At 40.4% G+C, this 16,501-nt stretch carries 14 protein-coding genes; 9 read left to right on the forward strand and 5 right to left on the reverse strand.

All coding sequences use genetic code 11. The annotated features are described in order from the left end of the window. Positions 1-81 precede the first annotated feature (81 nt). From IEY40_RS03085 to IEY40_RS03120, 8 genes are all read left to right on the forward strand, one after another. Entirely contained in the window at positions 82-303 is a 222-nt protein-coding gene (locus IEY40_RS03085) for a DUF2788 domain-containing protein (RefSeq protein WP_160052447.1), read from the forward strand. 7 nt (positions 304-310) lie between these two features. Beyond that, the gene (ybfE, locus tag IEY40_RS03090; RefSeq protein WP_188953196.1) at positions 311-583 is read left to right on the forward strand and encodes a LexA regulated protein; all 273 of its coding nucleotides are present in this window, start codon (positions 311-313) and stop codon (positions 581-583) included. Positions 584-634: 51 nt separating this feature from the next. Next, positions 635-1,162, forward strand: a complete 528-nt coding sequence (gene fldA / locus IEY40_RS03095; protein ID WP_160052445.1) for a flavodoxin FldA — start codon at positions 635-637, stop codon at positions 1,160-1,162. 86 nt (positions 1,163-1,248) lie between these two features. Then, positions 1,249-2,436 (forward strand): elongation factor P maturation arginine rhamnosyltransferase EarP, encoded by a 1,188-nt coding sequence (gene earP, locus IEY40_RS03100; protein ID WP_188953198.1) that lies wholly within the window; start codon positions 1,249-1,251, stop codon positions 2,434-2,436. 49 nt (positions 2,437-2,485) lie between these two features. Further along, positions 2,486-3,046, forward strand: a complete 561-nt coding sequence (gene efp, locus IEY40_RS03105; protein ID WP_160052443.1) for an elongation factor P — start codon at positions 2,486-2,488, stop codon at positions 3,044-3,046. Positions 3,047-3,324: 278 nt separating this feature from the next. Continuing rightward, positions 3,325-4,539, forward strand: a complete 1,215-nt coding sequence (locus IEY40_RS03110) for a pyridoxal phosphate-dependent aminotransferase (protein ID WP_188953200.1) — start codon at positions 3,325-3,327, stop codon at positions 4,537-4,539. Between the two features lie 121 nt (positions 4,540-4,660). Next, positions 4,661-5,248, forward strand: coding sequence for a 5'-deoxynucleotidase (yfbR, locus tag IEY40_RS03115; RefSeq protein ID WP_188953202.1), 588 nt, complete (start codon positions 4,661-4,663; stop codon positions 5,246-5,248). Positions 5,249-5,256: 8 nt separating this feature from the next. Beyond that, positions 5,257-6,618 (forward strand): anti-phage deoxyguanosine triphosphatase, encoded by a 1,362-nt coding sequence (locus IEY40_RS03120; RefSeq protein WP_188953203.1) that lies wholly within the window; start codon positions 5,257-5,259, stop codon positions 6,616-6,618. Positions 6,619-6,795: 177 nt separating this feature from the next. On the opposite strand, the gene IEY40_RS03125 is transcribed toward IEY40_RS03120, so the two are convergent. The 5 genes from IEY40_RS03125 to IEY40_RS03145 all read right to left on the reverse strand — a co-directional run bounded on the left by IEY40_RS03125 (position 6,796) and on the right by IEY40_RS03145 (position 13,053). Then, positions 6,796-7,716, reverse strand: coding sequence for a carbohydrate kinase family protein (locus IEY40_RS03125; protein ID WP_188953500.1), 921 nt, complete (start codon positions 7,714-7,716; stop codon positions 6,796-6,798). Positions 7,717-7,721: 5 nt separating this feature from the next. Continuing rightward, on the reverse strand, positions 7,722-9,248 hold the full coding sequence (locus tag IEY40_RS03130) for a mannitol dehydrogenase family protein (RefSeq protein WP_428848128.1): 1,527 nt from the start codon (positions 9,246-9,248) through the stop codon (positions 7,722-7,724). Positions 9,249-9,355: 107 nt separating this feature from the next. After that, the gene (locus tag IEY40_RS03135) at positions 9,356-11,071 is read right to left on the reverse strand and encodes a purine-cytosine permease family protein (RefSeq protein WP_188953207.1); all 1,716 of its coding nucleotides are present in this window, start codon (positions 11,069-11,071) and stop codon (positions 9,356-9,358) included. A gap of 329 nt (positions 11,072-11,400) precedes the next feature. Continuing rightward, positions 11,401-12,360: a sugar-binding transcriptional regulator gene (locus IEY40_RS03140; RefSeq protein WP_188953209.1), complete on the reverse strand. Its 960-nt coding sequence runs from the start codon at positions 12,358-12,360 to the stop codon at positions 11,401-11,403. A 21-nt stretch (positions 12,361-12,381) separates the two neighbouring features. After that, positions 12,382-13,053, reverse strand: coding sequence for an HAD family hydrolase (locus IEY40_RS03145; RefSeq protein ID WP_188953211.1), 672 nt, complete (start codon positions 13,051-13,053; stop codon positions 12,382-12,384). 793 nt (positions 13,054-13,846) lie between these two features. Between IEY40_RS03145 and adhE the strand changes: the two genes are divergently transcribed. Further along, entirely contained in the window at positions 13,847-16,444 is a 2,598-nt protein-coding gene (gene adhE, locus IEY40_RS03150) for a bifunctional acetaldehyde-CoA/alcohol dehydrogenase (RefSeq protein ID WP_188920918.1), read from the forward strand. Positions 16,445-16,501: the final 57 nt, after the last annotated feature.

The raw sequence follows: 16,501 nt of genomic DNA on the forward strand, positions 1-16,501 counted from the left end.
TTTGCACATACCCAATTCTGACACGATGTGATATATTCGCGCCCTCTTTTCGCCAGACATGACTAAAGCGAAGGTAGAAGTATGTTAAATCAGTACATGGACCAAATAGAAGCCGTTGGGCTGAACTTGTTTTTTGCTGCGATATTCTTTTTTATCGGTATGGCAATCCATGATGTGCTTAAACAAGGTGATGTACCTAAGTTTGGTCGATATATTGTTTGGGCAGTGTTATTCCTCGGCTGTGCCGGATTTATTGCAAAAGGTATTATACAGATGACCTGGGAAGGCTCTGGGATCGGTTAAAAATACAATGGCAAAAGAAACAACAGATAGAACGACTATTGACCTTTTTGCCACAGAAACACGCCGCGGGCGTCCGAGAAGTAACCCTCTTTCTCGGGAACAGCAATTAAAGATCAATAAGCGAAACCAAATTCAGCGTGATCGCGCTAACGGTTTAAAGCGAATAGAGTTAAAAGTGTCACAAGATTTATATGATGCCTTGAACGAACAAGCTTTGAACAGTAACATCAGTCGTAGCCAGTTAATCGAATTTATTCTGCAACAACAACTCGACAACTGAGACGTTTTTAGAACATCGCACAATGCGAACTAGATATTTAAAGGATAGACAATGGCAACTGTAGGTCTTTTTTTCGGTAGCGACACAGGTAACACCGAAGCTGTAGCCAAAATGATCCAGAAAAAACTGGGCAAAAGTATGCTCGATGTTAAAGACATCGCTAAGAGCACGAAAGAGCAAATCGCTGAATACGACTTGCTTATGTTTGGCATTCCAACCTGGTATTACGGCGAAGCACAGTGTGATTGGGACGATTTTTTCCCTGAGCTTGAACAAATCGACTTTACCGATAAATTAGTCGCTATTTTTGGTTGTGGTGACCAAGAAGACTATGCAGAATACTTCCTTGACGCAATGGGAATGGTTCGTGACATTGTTGAAGCACGTGGTGGTATTATTATTGGTCACTGGCCTTCTGAAAGCTATGATTTTGAAGCCTCTAAAGGCATGGCAGACGACAAACATTTTGTCGGTCTCGGTATCGATGAAGATCGTCAGCCAGAACTTACAGAAGAACGCGTTGATGCATGGGTTAAGCAGATTTATGAAGAAATGTGCTTAGCAGAATTAGCAGACTAATTCTGACTTGTCCCAACAAAAAAGCGGCATTTAGCCGCTTTTTTACTATTTAAATTTTATATTAATGATGTACTTCACCTATATTTATGACCACAACTCATCTTACTCAAGTCGCTAAACACTGGGACATCTTTTGCACCGTTGTAGACAACTATGGCGACATTGGCGTGACTTGGCGCTTAGCCAAGCAGTTAGCGGCTGAATATCATATAGCGGTCAATTTGTGGGTAGATGATTTAAATAGCTTCTCACATATTTTACCGAGTCTTAATCCTGTCTTACAACAACAAATTTTTAATGGTGTGAATATATTTCAATGGAACAACCCATTAGATATAGACTATCAGGCAGGAGAAGTCATCATTGAAGCGTTTGCTTGTGAATTACCTAAACAGGTAAAGTACGTCATAGAACAATTACATCAACAACCACAAAGCTTAGTACCCTACTGGTTAAACCTTGAATATTTAAGTGCCGAAGATTGGGTAGATGGCTGCCACGGCTTACCTTCAACACAACCAAGTGGTGTTAAAAAGTGGTTTTATTTTCCCGGTTTTAACCAAAAAACTGGTGGGCTAATTTGCGAACAAAACCTCTTCAATGAGCGTGAACAATGGCAAGCTAACCCCAAGAATAAAATGGGCCTCTTTAACCAACTAGGACTTAGTGGCATTAACATAGATGACTCTGTCATTAGTGTGTTTAGTTATGAGACCCCAGCGTTAACCGCATTAATGGCCCAATGGCAAACCTCACCTAAACCAATACACGCGCTAATACCTAAAGGCCGAAGTTTATCGAGCTTAGCTTCATTTTTTACCTGTGATGTTAGCGATTTGATGCCCGGTCAACAATTTATATTCGGAAATCTCACACTGCATATATTACCCATGACTGATCAAACTGGTTTTGATCGCTTGCTATGGAGCTGTGATTTTAATATTGTGCGCGGTGAAGATTCGTTTTTACGGGCACAATGGGCCGCAAAACCTTTTATTTGGCACATATATCCGCAAGAAGATGATTATCATCTAGTAAAATTAGAAGCTTTTATGAAGATTTACTGCGATAATCTCGCGGCAGAAATATCGACCGCTTGGTGTGAGGTGAATTTGGCCTTCAATCAAGGTGATCAACATGCAGTAGTAAACTACTGGTCACAATTAAATTCTGTTATTTTGCCGTTACAGCAACATGCAATTAACTGGCCCAATAACGCGTTAAATGATGCAGATCTTGCGAGTCGACTAGTTCAATTCGTTAAAAATAGCTAAGATACTGCTCTGTAAATATAAAAAGTCCATATATATAGGAAATAGTACAATGAAAACTGCTCATGAAATCCGTCCTGGCAACGTGATCATGTTAGATGGCAGCCCATGGGTTGTTCAGAAAACTGAAACAACTCGTTCTGGCCGTAACGCTGCAATCGTTAAGTTAAAATTAAAAAACTTATTGCTTGATTCTGGCACTGAACAAACCTTTAAAGGTGAAGACAAGTTAGACGATATCGTTTTAGAACGTCTAGATTGTACTTATTCTTACTTTGCTGATCCTATGTATGTATTTATGGATGAAGAATACAACCAATACGACGTTGAAGCTGACAACCTAGGTGATGCTGCTGCATACATCGTTGATGGTATGGAAGATCAGTGTCAAGTGACTTTCTACAACGAGAAAGCCATTTCTGTTGAATTACCAGTTCACATCGTACGTGAAGTTATCTACACAGAGCCTTCAGCTCGTGGCGATACTTCAGGTAAAGTAATGAAGCCAGCAACCATCACTGGTGGCGGTACTGTTACTGTTGCTGACTTTGTTAAAGTTGGCGACAAGATTGAAATTGATACTCGCACTGGCGAGTTCAAAAAGCGCGTTTAATCGCCAAAGACTTGTACTATTGAGTAAAATGGTGCTAATACAAGTCAACCCGGTAAAAGCCAGCACGTAGTGCTGGCTTTTTTGTTATTAAACAATATATCCGCACTAAAAAACACCACCAAAACAGCATAAAACACTAAAGCAAAGCCTAATTTACCCAGTCGCTTAGCATTTAACACTGAGAATATTATTCATTTTACTGTTTTGCCCCTTTCACAAAGCTAATAAATTCGTTATGGTTCGCTAACTTAAGCCGTAATTTAGTTATTGAGAGCAGTATGCGACCCATTATCAAATCCAATAAACTTGACTCTGTTTGCTACGACATTCGTGGACCAGTGCATAAAGAAGCCCGTCGTTTAGAAGACGAAGGACACCGTATCTTAAAATTAAATATCGGTAACCCGGCCCCGTTTGGATTTGAAGCCCCAGAAGAAATCGTGCGTGACGTGATTTTAAACCTGCCAAGTGCGCAAGGTTATTGCGAATCGAAAGGCTTATTCTCCGCCCGTAAAGCCATTGTGCAGCACTACCAAGCACAAGGTATTTTTGGCGTAGATATAGAAGATATCTATATCGGTAATGGCGTGTCAGAACTTATTGTTATGGCCATGCAAGGATTACTTAACACTGACGATGAAGTGCTAATCCCCTCGCCCGACTATCCATTGTGGACTGCAGCTGCTAATTTAGCGGGCGGTAAAGCAGTACATTATCGTTGTGATGAAGAAGCCGATTGGTTTCCGGATTTAGATGACATAAAAAGTAAAATTAGCAGCCGTACTCGTGCAATTGTGCTGATTAATCCTAATAATCCAACTGGCGCCGTTTACACTGAAGAATTACTTTTACAGGTCATAGAGTTATGTCGTCAGCACGACTTAATACTATTTGCCGATGAAATATACGATAAAATTTTATACGACGAAGCAAAACATATTCCTGCTGCGCGGTTATCTGACGATATTTTAACCATTACCTTTAATGGCTTATCAAAAGCATATCGTGCTGCAGGTTTTCGTGTGGGCTGGATGATGTTATCGGGTAACTTAAAAGCCGCAAAAAGTTACATTGAAGGCCTTGAGATGCTCGCCTCAATGCGTTTGTGTGCTAACGTGCCAAATCAGCACGCCATTCAAACGGCATTAGGCGGTTATCAGTCTATTAATGAATTGATACTCCCCAACGGCCGCTTAACCATTCAACGAGATGCGGTATACGAGTTACTTAATCAAATTCCTGGTGTGAGTTGTAAAAAGCCCAAAGGCGCTTTATATGCTTTCCCAAAATTAGACATGAAAAAGTTTAATTTACGTGATGATGAACGCCTAGTGCTCGATTTACTGAAAACAAAAAAAATCCTCTTAGTGCAAGGAACCGCATTTAATTGGCCTGAACCCGATCACTTACGCGTAGTCTTTTTGCCGCACAAAGCCGACTTAACCAAAGCATTAAATGAGTTTGGCAACTTTTTAGAAGATTACCGCCAATAATCGTTATGACGATTTGCGACAACTAAAACACTAAGCGACTGAACAGTCGCTTTTTTTTATCTTCGAGCTCAGGTAAGCTGAGATGTGAATTACAGATTATGCATTTGATGTAAGGAGTCTCATGAGTCATCTTTTTGCCCACTTAGCTCGTATGAAATTGATCCAACGTTGGCCGTTAATGTACAACGTACGTCGTGAAAACGTGCAGGAGCATTCATTACAAGTGGCGATGGTCGCACATGCGTTAGTCATTATTAGTAATAAAAAGTTTGCTACCAATTTAGACCCTAATCAGGCTGCTACCATTGCGATATATCATGACGCGAGCGAAATTCTTACTGGTGATTTACCCACACCGGTTAAGTACTTTAATAAAGAAATAGAAGCCGAATATAAAAAAATAGAAGCCATTGCTGAACAGCGTATGCTTGAAATGGTACCCGATGAATTTAAAGATGATTATCGAAGTTTGTTTATTAGCGAAGAGGCTGATCCGCAATACAAAGCGATTGTGAAAGCTGCTGACACACTCTGCGCCTATTTGAAATGTTTAGAAGAGCAAAAAGCCGGCAATAGTGAATTTAATAGTGCCCGCAAGCGCTTAGAACATATACTCGATGACAATCCAAATCCTGCTGTGCGCTATTTTAGAGATTGCTTTATTCCAAGTTTCACCCTGAATTTAGATGAAATTAACCAAATGCTGTAAGGATATTTATGCCCGATACCACAGAGCAGCAAGACAATATTTGGCACCAGCGCCTACTCGGTGAAGATAAGCAACGCCGTAATGATCATCGCAGTTCATTTCAGCGCGACCGTGCCCGCATTTTACATTCTGCCGCCTTTAGACGTTTACAAGCAAAAACCCAAGTCTTGGGTGTCGGTATGAACGACTTTTATCGCACCCGGTTAACTCATTCATTAGAGGTGTCACAAATCGGTACCGGTATTACCGCACAATTACGCCGTAAATACCCCGAGTTTAAATACTTGCTTAACTCTATGAGCTTAATCGAATCGGTTTGCCTGGCGCACGATATCGGTCACCCACCTTTTGGTCATGGTGGCGAAGTGGCACTCAATTACATGATGCGACATCATGGCGGTTTTGAAGGTAATGGTCAGACGTTTCGAATTTTATCTCGATTAGAACCGTATACACCTTCATGGGGGATGAACCTCACGCGGCGCACCTTGCTCGGAATAATGAAATACCCCGCCATGCATTCGCAATTGTTTATCGATCAACATAAACCCGACATAGCGAATCATCGACAATTAAAACCATCAGATTGGCCTCCAGTGAAAGGCTTATTCGATGACGACAAACCCATTATCGATTGGGTACTATCGGCACTAAGCGACAACGATCGCCAACTGTTTATTAGCAGCGAACAGAGCCAGGTCAATGCCAACTACCCTCACCTTAAAACCCAGTTTAAATCGTTAGATTGTTCCATTATGGAGCTGGCTGATGACATTGCTTATGCCGTTCATGATCTAGAAGATGCGATCGTGATGGGTATTGTCAATCAGCGGCAATGGCAAAAAGATGTGGTTGGACAGTTACAACATATCAACGATCAGTGGTTAAAGTCGGAAATCGCCAGTATTGGCGAAAAACTTTTTTCTCATGAACATCATTTACGTAAAGATGCCATCGGTACATTAGTTAACGGTTTTGTCACTGCGATTAGCATCGACACCAACGATAAATTTGAAGCCGATTTATTAAAATACAATGCACAGCTACAGCCAGATTTTGCCAGCACCTTACACGTACTCAAACAATTAGTGTTTAAATATGTTATTCGTAAACCTGAAATTCAAATGCTCGAATATAAAGGTCAACAAATCATCATGGAATTATTTGAAGCCTTTGCTTCTGATCCAGAACGGTTACTGCCTCTTAATACTCGTGAGCGTTGGATAGCGGCAAATGAAGATGATACCAATCCAATGCGCGTCATTGCCGATTATATTTCTGGTATGACAGATGGGTTTGCAGGCAGGTTACATCAACAATTGTTTGGTTCTAAAACGGCTGGAATTATTGAATTAAGCAGCGAACAATAATCATATTGGCTAGAAAAGAAAAAAGCGCTTGGTTATTTATAAACATAAAAACCAAGCGCTAGCGGGTTAAATAAAGGGGAACTAACCCAAACGACACACGACACTTCACTTTACATACAACAACTTTTTACATATAAAACCAATTGATATACGGCTCAACTTTACCCAACGTATAGCTTACGCCGGTTGCATAAACGCATTGATCTGCTCAATCGTTAACACTGGCGTTGCGCCAGCAGACTGAGCCACCATTGCGCCAACTGCACACGCAAAATCAATTGCATATTGCGGGTTATTATCACTGCATAATTGATATAACAACGAGCCTAAAAACGAATCTCCGGCGCCAACAGTATCAACCACGTTAACGAGATAACCCGAGTTATAAAACTTCTGCCCATCAATGCTTAATAGCGCACCATGACTGCCTTTGGTCACACACAAATATTGAGTTTGTGTCTGCGTTGCAATGAAATCTAAATTTTGCTCTAGCGAATTAAAAGGCGAACCCATAGCTTTAGCGATTTCGTACAGCTCATCATCATTTAACTTAATAAAATCAGCTTTATTCATCAACTTAACTATACTGTCGATATGATAATGAGGCGCGCGAAGATTAACGTCGAACACAGTAAAATTAGCTGCTTCGACTAGCTCCGTTAATGTGGCTAATGACACTGAGCTTCGACCAATCAAACTGCCAAATACCAGTACATCTGCTTGCTTAACCTGACGGATAATATTGTCGGTTAATGCAACATTATCCCATGCGGTATCAGCCACAATTTCATAAGAGGCAGAGCCATTTTTGTCTAAAGTCACCTCAACGGTACTGGTACTTTTAACTGGGTTGATGGCAATACAATCACGATTAACTCCGCGTTCATCAATAAACGCCAACAATTCATGGCCTAATTGATCATCACCAACAGCGCTTATCATTGAGCCCTTAATGCCTAAAGAATTTAGCCTTACACACACATTTAAAGGTGCGCCGCCGACACGTTTTCCGTCAGGAAAACAGTCCCACAAGACTTCACCAAAACAACTGATATTAATATCTGCTTTGGCTTTATGATTCACTAATACACTGTTCATCATGCTTAACCTTTCGCTTGTAATCTTGCTTGCATAATCGCTTTGATATTACTGTTGTCAGCATACAAGTCAGCAATAGCTTTTCGGTAGTCTTTACAAAACACAGCTTGATTGTTTAAATCGCCAAATAAATCGGTTAACTGTAAAAAAGCTAATGGATCTTGAGCCGTTTTGCTGGCGAACTCATGTAATTGAACGGCCATTTGATCGTTAATCTCTAACGCTTCACCCTGTTGGTTTACCTGTTTATCGCTGTATAAACACCAGGCTGCAATGACCAAACACGCTAAAGATGTATCTCGATTTAAGGCGATATTTTCATTAATTGATGCAATGATAAACTTAGGTAATTTTGCTGAGCTTTCTAAACAAATACGCGCCAGACTATCTTTAATGTTCGGGTTAGCGAAACGCTCAATTAACGTGTCTTTGTATTGAGTTAAATCGATACCTTCTAACTGATCAATCAATGGTGTAACTTCATCATCCATAAATTGACGAAGATACTTGGCAAATAATGGATCGGTGACTGACTCATCAATCGTGGCAAAGCCATGAATAGAACCCAATAACCCTAATACAGAGTGACCCGCGTTGAGTAGACGGATTTTCATTTTCTCAAATGGGGTCACATCACTGACAAATTGCGCTCCAACACTATCTAACGCTGGGCGACCATCGCTGAAGTTATCTTCGATAACCCATTGAGTAAACGCTTCACAGGTAATCGGCCATTCATCATTAATATTTAATGTATTGGCGACATGTTCAATATCAGCTTTTGTGGTGACAGGTGTTATCCGGTCAACCATTGCATTAGGGAACGCAACATTCGCTTCTATCCATTGGCCTAATTCAACATCAATTTTACTCACAAATGCTAATAACATTTTACGGGTCATGTCACCGTTGTGCTGAATATTGTCGCAAGATTGAATGGTAAAAGACTTCATACCCATTGCTTTACGCTGAATTAACGCAGCCGTGATATAACCAAATGCAGTAAATGGGTCGTGTAGATTAGCCATATCATGGATAATTTCAGGGTTGGTAAAATCAAACTCACCCGTTGCAGGGTTAAAGTTATAACCACCTTCAGTAATGGTCAGTGAGACAATTTTAGTTTGTGGACTAACTAACTTATCAATTACTTTTTGCTTGTCTTCTGGCGCAAAAAGAAAATCAATCATTGAACCAATGACTTGATGATCTATCTGACCATTTGGGTGACGTACCGTTAAACTGTATAAATAATCTTGCTTAACCAATACATCACGTAAACTACGATTAGCTTCTAATAAACCCACACCACAAATGGCCCAAGACTCAGAGCCCGGCATTTTGAGCAATTCATTAATGTACATCGCTTGGTGAGCACGGTGAAAACCACCAACACCAATATGAACGATACCTGCAGTTAATTTACTGCGGTCGTATTTCGGCACATCAACATCAGCAGATAAAGTGGATAACGATTGTTGATTTAACGTGTTAAGTTTAATGTTAGATTGTTGAGTGTGCTGCATACTCATGCCTCGTAAAATATAATAATCGATTCTGTGTTAGTTCAGTAACACGCCAGACTCAAAGCAATCTTCGATCATTAATATGACCATTGCTTTGAGTCACTTATTGGTTTCTATAAGTTTAAATTTTTGTGACGTTTTAGCGCAAAATATGAACAACTGAAATAAATCACTGTACAAACAAAACACACGGTTTCGAATAATGACTTATTGTCTGCATATATATCCATCGTCGGGCTATAAAACATCACATTAACGGCAAGTGCGGTAATAATAACTAACGAGATAAACGCGAAACCATTTAATAGTTTGGTAAATTTACTGACATCTTCTATCGTTTCTTTGTCATCTATGGCCATTGCATCTTGATATTCGGCAATTTGTTGCTGTTCTTTTTCATCAGCAATAATTGCGTCGCTATAATCTAAATCAGCGCCATACTTTTTAGCCAGTAAGGTATAAATAATAATGGTGAATATCCAGGTAGGGATAAATAAATAATAAAATGAAATCACATCTAGACTATTTAAACCAAAACCAAAGATTAACGCCAATGCCCAAGTCGCAATTGCTGGTGTACTTTTAGACAAGTTTTGATATTTAGCCCAGTAGCGGGTTAACCCTATTTTAGGAAATAACACATGCTCAGCAAATACAATCCCACCTACAGGAACAACTAATAAACCTGCATATGTTAGTAATGGCAGCATTTGGGTAAATACAAATGGGAAACAAGCAATCACTACCGTAACCATACCTACAATTGCAGTAGTGCGTTCACGCGATTGATTAACGAAAATTGACTGAGCGGCTAAGCCAGCACGGTACAGGTTTGCGTTTGCCGTAGTCCAACCAGCAATGATGATAATAACAAAACCTGAAAAACCTAAAGCATGATAAGCCACATCACCTGGATCGAGCTGTGTGATGGTGGTTTTTAACAATACTGCAGTCCCTGCGCCCATAATACCGGCCGAGATCCATGCGATATAATGGCCAAAGAACATGCCCACACCAGAAAATAGACCATAACTTTTACGCTTAGCAAAGCGGAAAATAGCCATGTCAATTAAACCAAAGTGAGTGATTGAGTTAGCGGCCCAAGCAAAACCAATGACTTCAAGCAAACCAATACCGGGCTCGCCTTTATCGTTTAAACCCGTCCAAATGGAACTGTCGCCAATGGTCATAAAGTCTTGCCAACCACCTAAGGTCGTCGTGCCTATCACGTGGTTTGATAACGCTGGGAATAAACTGAATGAACCAGCGATAAAGATAACAAATAACCATGGCGCGCAGATTTTAGAAAAGTCAGCAACGGTTGAAAAGCCATACATGGCTACCACAACAACAATTGAACCAACGGCCAATACAATCATCACAAACCATAAACTGTTGGGATACCAATTTAACTGTGCGGGAATATCAAACAAGAAACGTACCGCTGTGGAGGATACGGTGATCATGGCGGCAGAAATCACGGCAAAGATAATAACGTTAGCCCAGTTATAGAGCTTGGTCATTGAATCGCCAGCAATTTTATTCAAATAATTGTACAAACTTAAGCGGGTTTCAACCGCAATAGGCGCAGTCAGTAACCACCAAGAACACATGGCTAATAGGTTACCAATGAGCAACCCTAAAAGAATATCGATGGTCGATGCACCTAAGGCTACAAAGGTTGCACCAATCACAAATTCGGTTGCAGCAACATGCTCCCCAGCATATAAACCTGCAAAATGTTTCCAACCGTGCAGCTTATTCTTAGCGACGGGAAGCTGCTCTTCATTCATTTGATGAAATGAAGAATCTTGGTGACTTGTTGTCATTATTTTTATATTCCTATAATTTCAGGTAAATTAATCCCTCACCAATATCGATGATAAAATTAAGCAGCTTACCTTTTTTGACTATTTATTATTTCTGTTTAGTTGAAATAATAACCCCATTGACTTTCTATTTTTATAAACACTTTTTGCTGCACATACGTTTTATTATAAATATAACTTTATTACTCAGACTTATTTTTGGTTTATATTGAGATAAACCTACTGACAATATTGTTATCGTCAGCATTCTATTTTTATAATCTAATTGCAGTAAGTCACTTTTACATCTTTGTCTCAGTGACTTACTGCTTAATTCATATCGTCATTCATTACTTTTTTGCGAGTATTTGCTCTGCGGTATACTCATTCGTAATTAATGAGTTAATTAAACCGCCTTGTAATGCTGCAAATATTGCATTCACCTTATTTTTACCAGCAGCAACACCATAAACTGGTTTATTGGCATTGGGTATTAATGGTGCACTCATGACTAATTGGTTAATTGGGTGTGCTAATAACTGCCCCTGATGATCGTAAACCCAACTAATAATTTCACCTGCCGCTTTATCGTTCACCAATTCATTCAATTTATCTTGGTCAATAAATCCATCAAGTAATAATGGTGATTGCTCGCCAATCTGCCCTATACCGACAAATGTCGCATCAGCTTGTTCAACCAACGCTAAAATGCTTTTTATCGGAGCTAACTCATGCAGAATGTTTTTCTCTGTCACTGAGTTTGCAATAACCGGCAATGGCATTGGATAGTGTTTAGCTTGGACTCTGTTGGCCATGCTAACCACAATATCAAATGCAGAAGCTGAGCCGTCTGACATCATATTACCAAGCAAGGACACAATTTTATGCTGTGGACATTGCATTGACGGTAATTCATCAATACACGCCTTAAGCGCTCGACCTGTACCAAATGCCAACGTTTTCGGTTGTGCTGACTTTAAGTAGCGCTCTAATACTGTCGCGCTGGTTTGTGCTAAGCCATGTACCGAGCTTTCATCACTGGGATCGCTAGGTACAATTTCACACTCTAGTAAAGAAAATCTGTGTTTAAGTTGCTCAGCCAATTCCATACATTTTGCTATTGGATGGTCCAAACGCACTTTAATTAAGCCTTCAGTTACTGCCAGAGCAACAAGCCTCTGCGCAGATTGTCTTGATACTTCTAATTTTTGCGCTATTTCATCTTGGGTATTTTTAGCGACGTAATATAACCACGCCGCTCTAGCTGCATCTTCTAATCGCGCTAATTCTGAATTTGATTTGCTGTCCATGATATTCCTTGTTATTCAGTCTTAGCGAACAATGTTGGGCATTAACTTGGCGAAATCTGGCCAATTGTTTAGCACCGGAACCTGTGGAAACACATTTTTTACCGGATGATTGTGGTAATTAATATGTCCACCGCCCACATAATGAATGACTGGCATATTGGCTGCGACAGCGGCTGTGACACCAAAAAAGCTGTCTTCTATCACTAAGCACTCTTCTGGTGCTACGCCCATACGCTTGGCTGCATGTAAAAATAAATCTGGTGCTGGTTTACCGTTTACGACTTCACTAGCAGTAAAAACATTCCCTGCAAACACATCGCCTAATCCCACAACTGCCAACGCTTTTGTTGTGCGGGGCAAACTGCTGCTTGTAGCAATACAAAACGGAACAGTTAATCTTGTAAGCACATCTTTAATACCTTGCGTAACGGTTAAGTCACGTTCAAATGCCAATAACAACTGTTCTCGATATTGCAATTCAAATGTTGGTGGCAAGGTAATATTCAACAAACTATTAATTTTGGCCGCGACGGTTGCAAACTGACAACCTAAAAAATGCTGCTGCACAAACGCCATATCAATATGTGCACCCAACACGGCTAATTTGTGGATTAACACATTCGCACTGATAACTTCACTGTCAATCACAACACCGTCGCAATCAAAAATGACTAACTTTGGCTTTGGACTCATAAACCAGCCTTAATGGATGAATAAAATTAAGGTCCTATTTTACAATGGCTTTAAACGATAAATCCTACTTAACTGCCTATGTTAGGTATAATTTAATGCTTATCGTGCCTCACTATTAACCATTATCAGAATTTTGCCACCCGTTTGTTGTGCATTCGCACCCAGCGTGAGCATATGCCCTAACCTTGAGCATATTCCCTCTTCTCAATATTGATGTCAATCACATTTCTTGAATTAAATAAGCAAACCGAGCTTTAGCGGTTGCTTATGTATGATTCGTGATAATAAAATGTTATTTAAATTCAATAGAATAATATTTATCACACAGTAAAAGCTCTAAAATAAAACAATTCAATCTGAACAAAAATCATTCAGTTTGTAATACAGAACAATCAATATTAATCTTAAAATTGTCGCTTTTAGCTTGTACCTTGCACCAATGACACGCACTTAAAGGATGCAATAGTAAGTAATTTGCGCTGAGCGTTAATGGGTAAAGTGTGGTTATGGACATAAGAAGGATGAAAATTGAATCATCATTTCATCATCAAGGAACTTTAACTTAAGTGTGCCATTGTAATTTAAATCAATCATTAACTCATAAACAGGTCATTGATATGCATATCTACAACCCAAAAAGCGTTCAGAAATCACACACAGACACTGTAATAAAATTACACTTATTATCTTTTTGTGGTCAGTATCACAGCATATTTACCCTGTAAACTGTAATTTTATTAACAAAGAATATTTTGCAAAAACGATTTGTTGAATATTTTTAGAGGAAATCATTATGACTGTAACCAATACTCAAGAGCTTGACCTACTGGTAGAGCGCGTTGCCAAGGCACAAGCTGAATTTGCTAACTTTAGCCAAGAGCAAGTAGACAAAATTTTTAGAGCCGCAGCTTTTGCCGCGGCTGATGCCCGTATATCTCTCGCTAAAATGGCGGCCACAGAAACCGGAATGGGTGTGCTTGAAGATAAAGTGATTAAAAACCACTTTGCGTCTGAATACATCTATAACAAGTATAAAGATGAAAAAACCTGTGGCATTTTGTCTGAGGACTTAACTTTTGGCACCATTACGATTGCAGAACCTGTCGGGATTATTTGCGGTATTGTGCCCACAACAAACCCAACCTCAACCGCTATTTTTAAAGCCCTTATCAGTTTAAAAACCCGTAACGGCATTATTTTCTCTCCGCACCCAAGAGCTAAAAACTCAACCACAACCGCTGCAAGAATTGTATTAGATGCTGCTGTAGCGGCAGGTGCGCCAAAAGACATTATTGGTTGGATAGATCAACCCAGCGTGGCGTTATCGAATCAATTAATGACTCACGAAAAAATTAACCTCATTTTAGCCACTGGTGGCCCTGGTATGGTGAAAGCCGCCTACTCTTCTGGCAAACCCGCCATTGGTGTTGGCGCAGGTAACACGCCAATCGTTATTGATGAAACTGCCGACATTAAACGCGCTGTGAGTTCAATTCTAATGTCTAAAACCTTCGACAATGGTGTGGTGTGTGCCTCTGAGCAAGCTGTTATCGTAGTTGAAAGTATATATAAGCAAGTCAAAGAGCGCTTTGCTCACTATGGCGGCTATATGTTGTCTAAAGCAGAAACTGCAGCAATGCAAAACGTCATTCTTAAAAATGGCGGACTTAACGCCGACATCGTTGGCCAGAGCGCAGTCAATATCGCCCTTATGGCTGGCATTACCGTACCAAGCCACACCAAAGTATTGATTGGTGAAGTCACAGACATTGATGATGCTGAAGCATTTGCCCATGAAAAATTATCACCGCTTTTGGGTATGTACAAAGCTAAAGATTTTAATGAAGCCATGGATAAAGCTGAAGCATTAGTTACCTTAGGCGGTATTGGCCATACCTCTGGTTTATATACCGATCAAGATACCCAAGAAGCACGCGTGAAAGCCTTTGGTTTTAGAATGAAAACCGCGCGTATTTTAATCAACACCCCAGCCTCTCAAGGCGGCATTGGTGACTTATATAACTTCAAGTTAGCACCATCGTTAACCTTAGGTTGTGGTTCATGGGGCGGTAACTCAATTTCTGAAAACGTTGGCCCAAGTCACTTAATCAACAAAAAAATGGTCGCCAAGAGGGCTGAAAACATGTTGTGGCACAAGCTTCCATCGTCTATCTATTTCCGCCGTGGCAGTTTACCGATTGCCCTTGAAGAGTTAAGCGACAAAAAACGTGCATTAATTATTACTGATAAGTTTCTGTTTAATAATGGCTATTGCAACGAAACCTTGAAGATTTTAAAAGCACAAGGGTTAGAAACAGAAGTCTTTTACGAGGTAGAAGCCGACCCAACATTAGCCATTGTTCGTCAAGGCGCTAAAGTCGCTAACAGCTTCCAGCCCGATGTGATTATCGCATTAGGCGGTGGCTCACCTATGGATGCGGCGAAAATTATCTGGGTTATGTACGAACATCCAGATGTCGATTTTGCAGACTTAGCCTTACGCTTTATGGACATCCGTAAACGTATTTACAAATTTCCTAAAATGGGCCGTAAAGCCAAAATGGTTGCCATTCCAACCACATCAGGTACAGGTTCAGAAGTGACACCTTTTGCGGTGGTAACCGATGAAGTGACCGGTAAAAAGTACCCAATTGCTGATTATGAGCTCACACCAAGTATGGCCATTGTAGACCCAAATCTTGTGATGGACATGCCTAAGTCATTAACCGCGTTTGGCGGTATTGATGCAGTAACTCACGCATTAGAAGCGTATGTCAGTGTCATGGCAAACGAATACAGTGACGGCCAGGCATTACAAGCACTCGATTTGCTGGTGAAATACTTGCCAGATGCCTACGAGCTTGGTGCTAAAGCCCCTGTCGCCCGTGAGAAAGTCCATAATGGTGCCACCATTGCAGGTATTGCATTTGCCAACGCGTTCTTGGGGGTCTGTCACTCAATGGCGCACAAATTAGGTGCAGAGTTCCACTTAGCCCATGGTTTAGCCAATGCCCTGCTCATCTCTAACGTTATTCGTTTTAACGCGACAGACATGCCAACCAAACAAGCGGCATTCAGTCAATACGATCGTCCTAAAGCATTGTGTCGTTATGCTGCGATTAGCGAACACTTAAAATTAGGTGGTAAAACAGACGAGCAAAAAGTTGAAAAGCTAATTGAGAAAATCGAAGAGCTTAAGAAAGTCATTGGGATCCCAGCCTCTATTCAAGAAGCCGGTGTTAATGAAGCAGACTTTATTGCCAAGTTAGACGAGTTAGCAGAAGATGCGTTTGACGATCAATGTACTGGTGCAAACCCTCGTTACCCACTCATTAGCGAGATTAAACAAGTGCTACTAGACAGCTTCTATGGCCGTGCTTATAAAGACTAATTTTCTGGTTAAATATTGATACACAACGCCTTAAGTGCCACCGCGCTTAAGGCGTTT

Source organism: Shewanella ulleungensis (genome assembly GCF_014648315.1).
Taxonomy (GTDB): Bacteria; Pseudomonadota; Gammaproteobacteria; order Enterobacterales; family Shewanellaceae; genus Shewanella; species Shewanella ulleungensis.

What these genes read in the sequence shown, in the direction of transcription:
- IEY40_RS03085 (WP_160052447.1), top strand. Translation starts at nt 82, where the DNA reads ATGTTAAATCAGTACATGGACCAAATAGAAGCCGTTGGGCTGAACTTG.
- ybfE (WP_188953196.1), top strand. Translation starts at nt 311, where the DNA reads ATGGCAAAAGAAACAACAGATAGAACGACTATTGACCTTTTTGCCACA.
- fldA (WP_160052445.1), top strand. Translation starts at nt 635, where the DNA reads ATGGCAACTGTAGGTCTTTTTTTCGGTAGCGACACAGGTAACACCGAA.
- earP (WP_188953198.1), top strand. Translation starts at nt 1,249, where the DNA reads ATGACCACAACTCATCTTACTCAAGTCGCTAAACACTGGGACATCTTT.
- efp (WP_160052443.1), top strand. Translation starts at nt 2,486, where the DNA reads ATGAAAACTGCTCATGAAATCCGTCCTGGCAACGTGATCATGTTAGAT.
- IEY40_RS03110 (WP_188953200.1), top strand. Translation starts at nt 3,325, where the DNA reads ATGCGACCCATTATCAAATCCAATAAACTTGACTCTGTTTGCTACGAC.
- yfbR (WP_188953202.1), top strand. Translation starts at nt 4,661, where the DNA reads ATGAGTCATCTTTTTGCCCACTTAGCTCGTATGAAATTGATCCAACGT.
- IEY40_RS03120 (WP_188953203.1), top strand. Translation starts at nt 5,257, where the DNA reads ATGCCCGATACCACAGAGCAGCAAGACAATATTTGGCACCAGCGCCTA.
- IEY40_RS03125 (WP_188953500.1), bottom strand. Translation starts at nt 7,716, where the DNA reads ATGAACAGTGTATTAGTGAATCATAAAGCCAAAGCAGATATTAATATC.
- IEY40_RS03130 (WP_428848128.1), bottom strand. Translation starts at nt 9,248, where the DNA reads ATGAGTATGCAGCACACTCAACAATCTAACATTAAACTTAACACGTTA.
- IEY40_RS03135 (WP_188953207.1), bottom strand. Translation starts at nt 11,071, where the DNA reads ATGACAACAAGTCACCAAGATTCTTCATTTCATCAAATGAATGAAGAG.
- IEY40_RS03140 (WP_188953209.1), bottom strand. Translation starts at nt 12,360, where the DNA reads ATGGACAGCAAATCAAATTCAGAATTAGCGCGATTAGAAGATGCAGCT.
- IEY40_RS03145 (WP_188953211.1), bottom strand. Translation starts at nt 13,053, where the DNA reads ATGAGTCCAAAGCCAAAGTTAGTCATTTTTGATTGCGACGGTGTTGTG.
- adhE (WP_188920918.1), top strand. Translation starts at nt 13,847, where the DNA reads ATGACTGTAACCAATACTCAAGAGCTTGACCTACTGGTAGAGCGCGTT.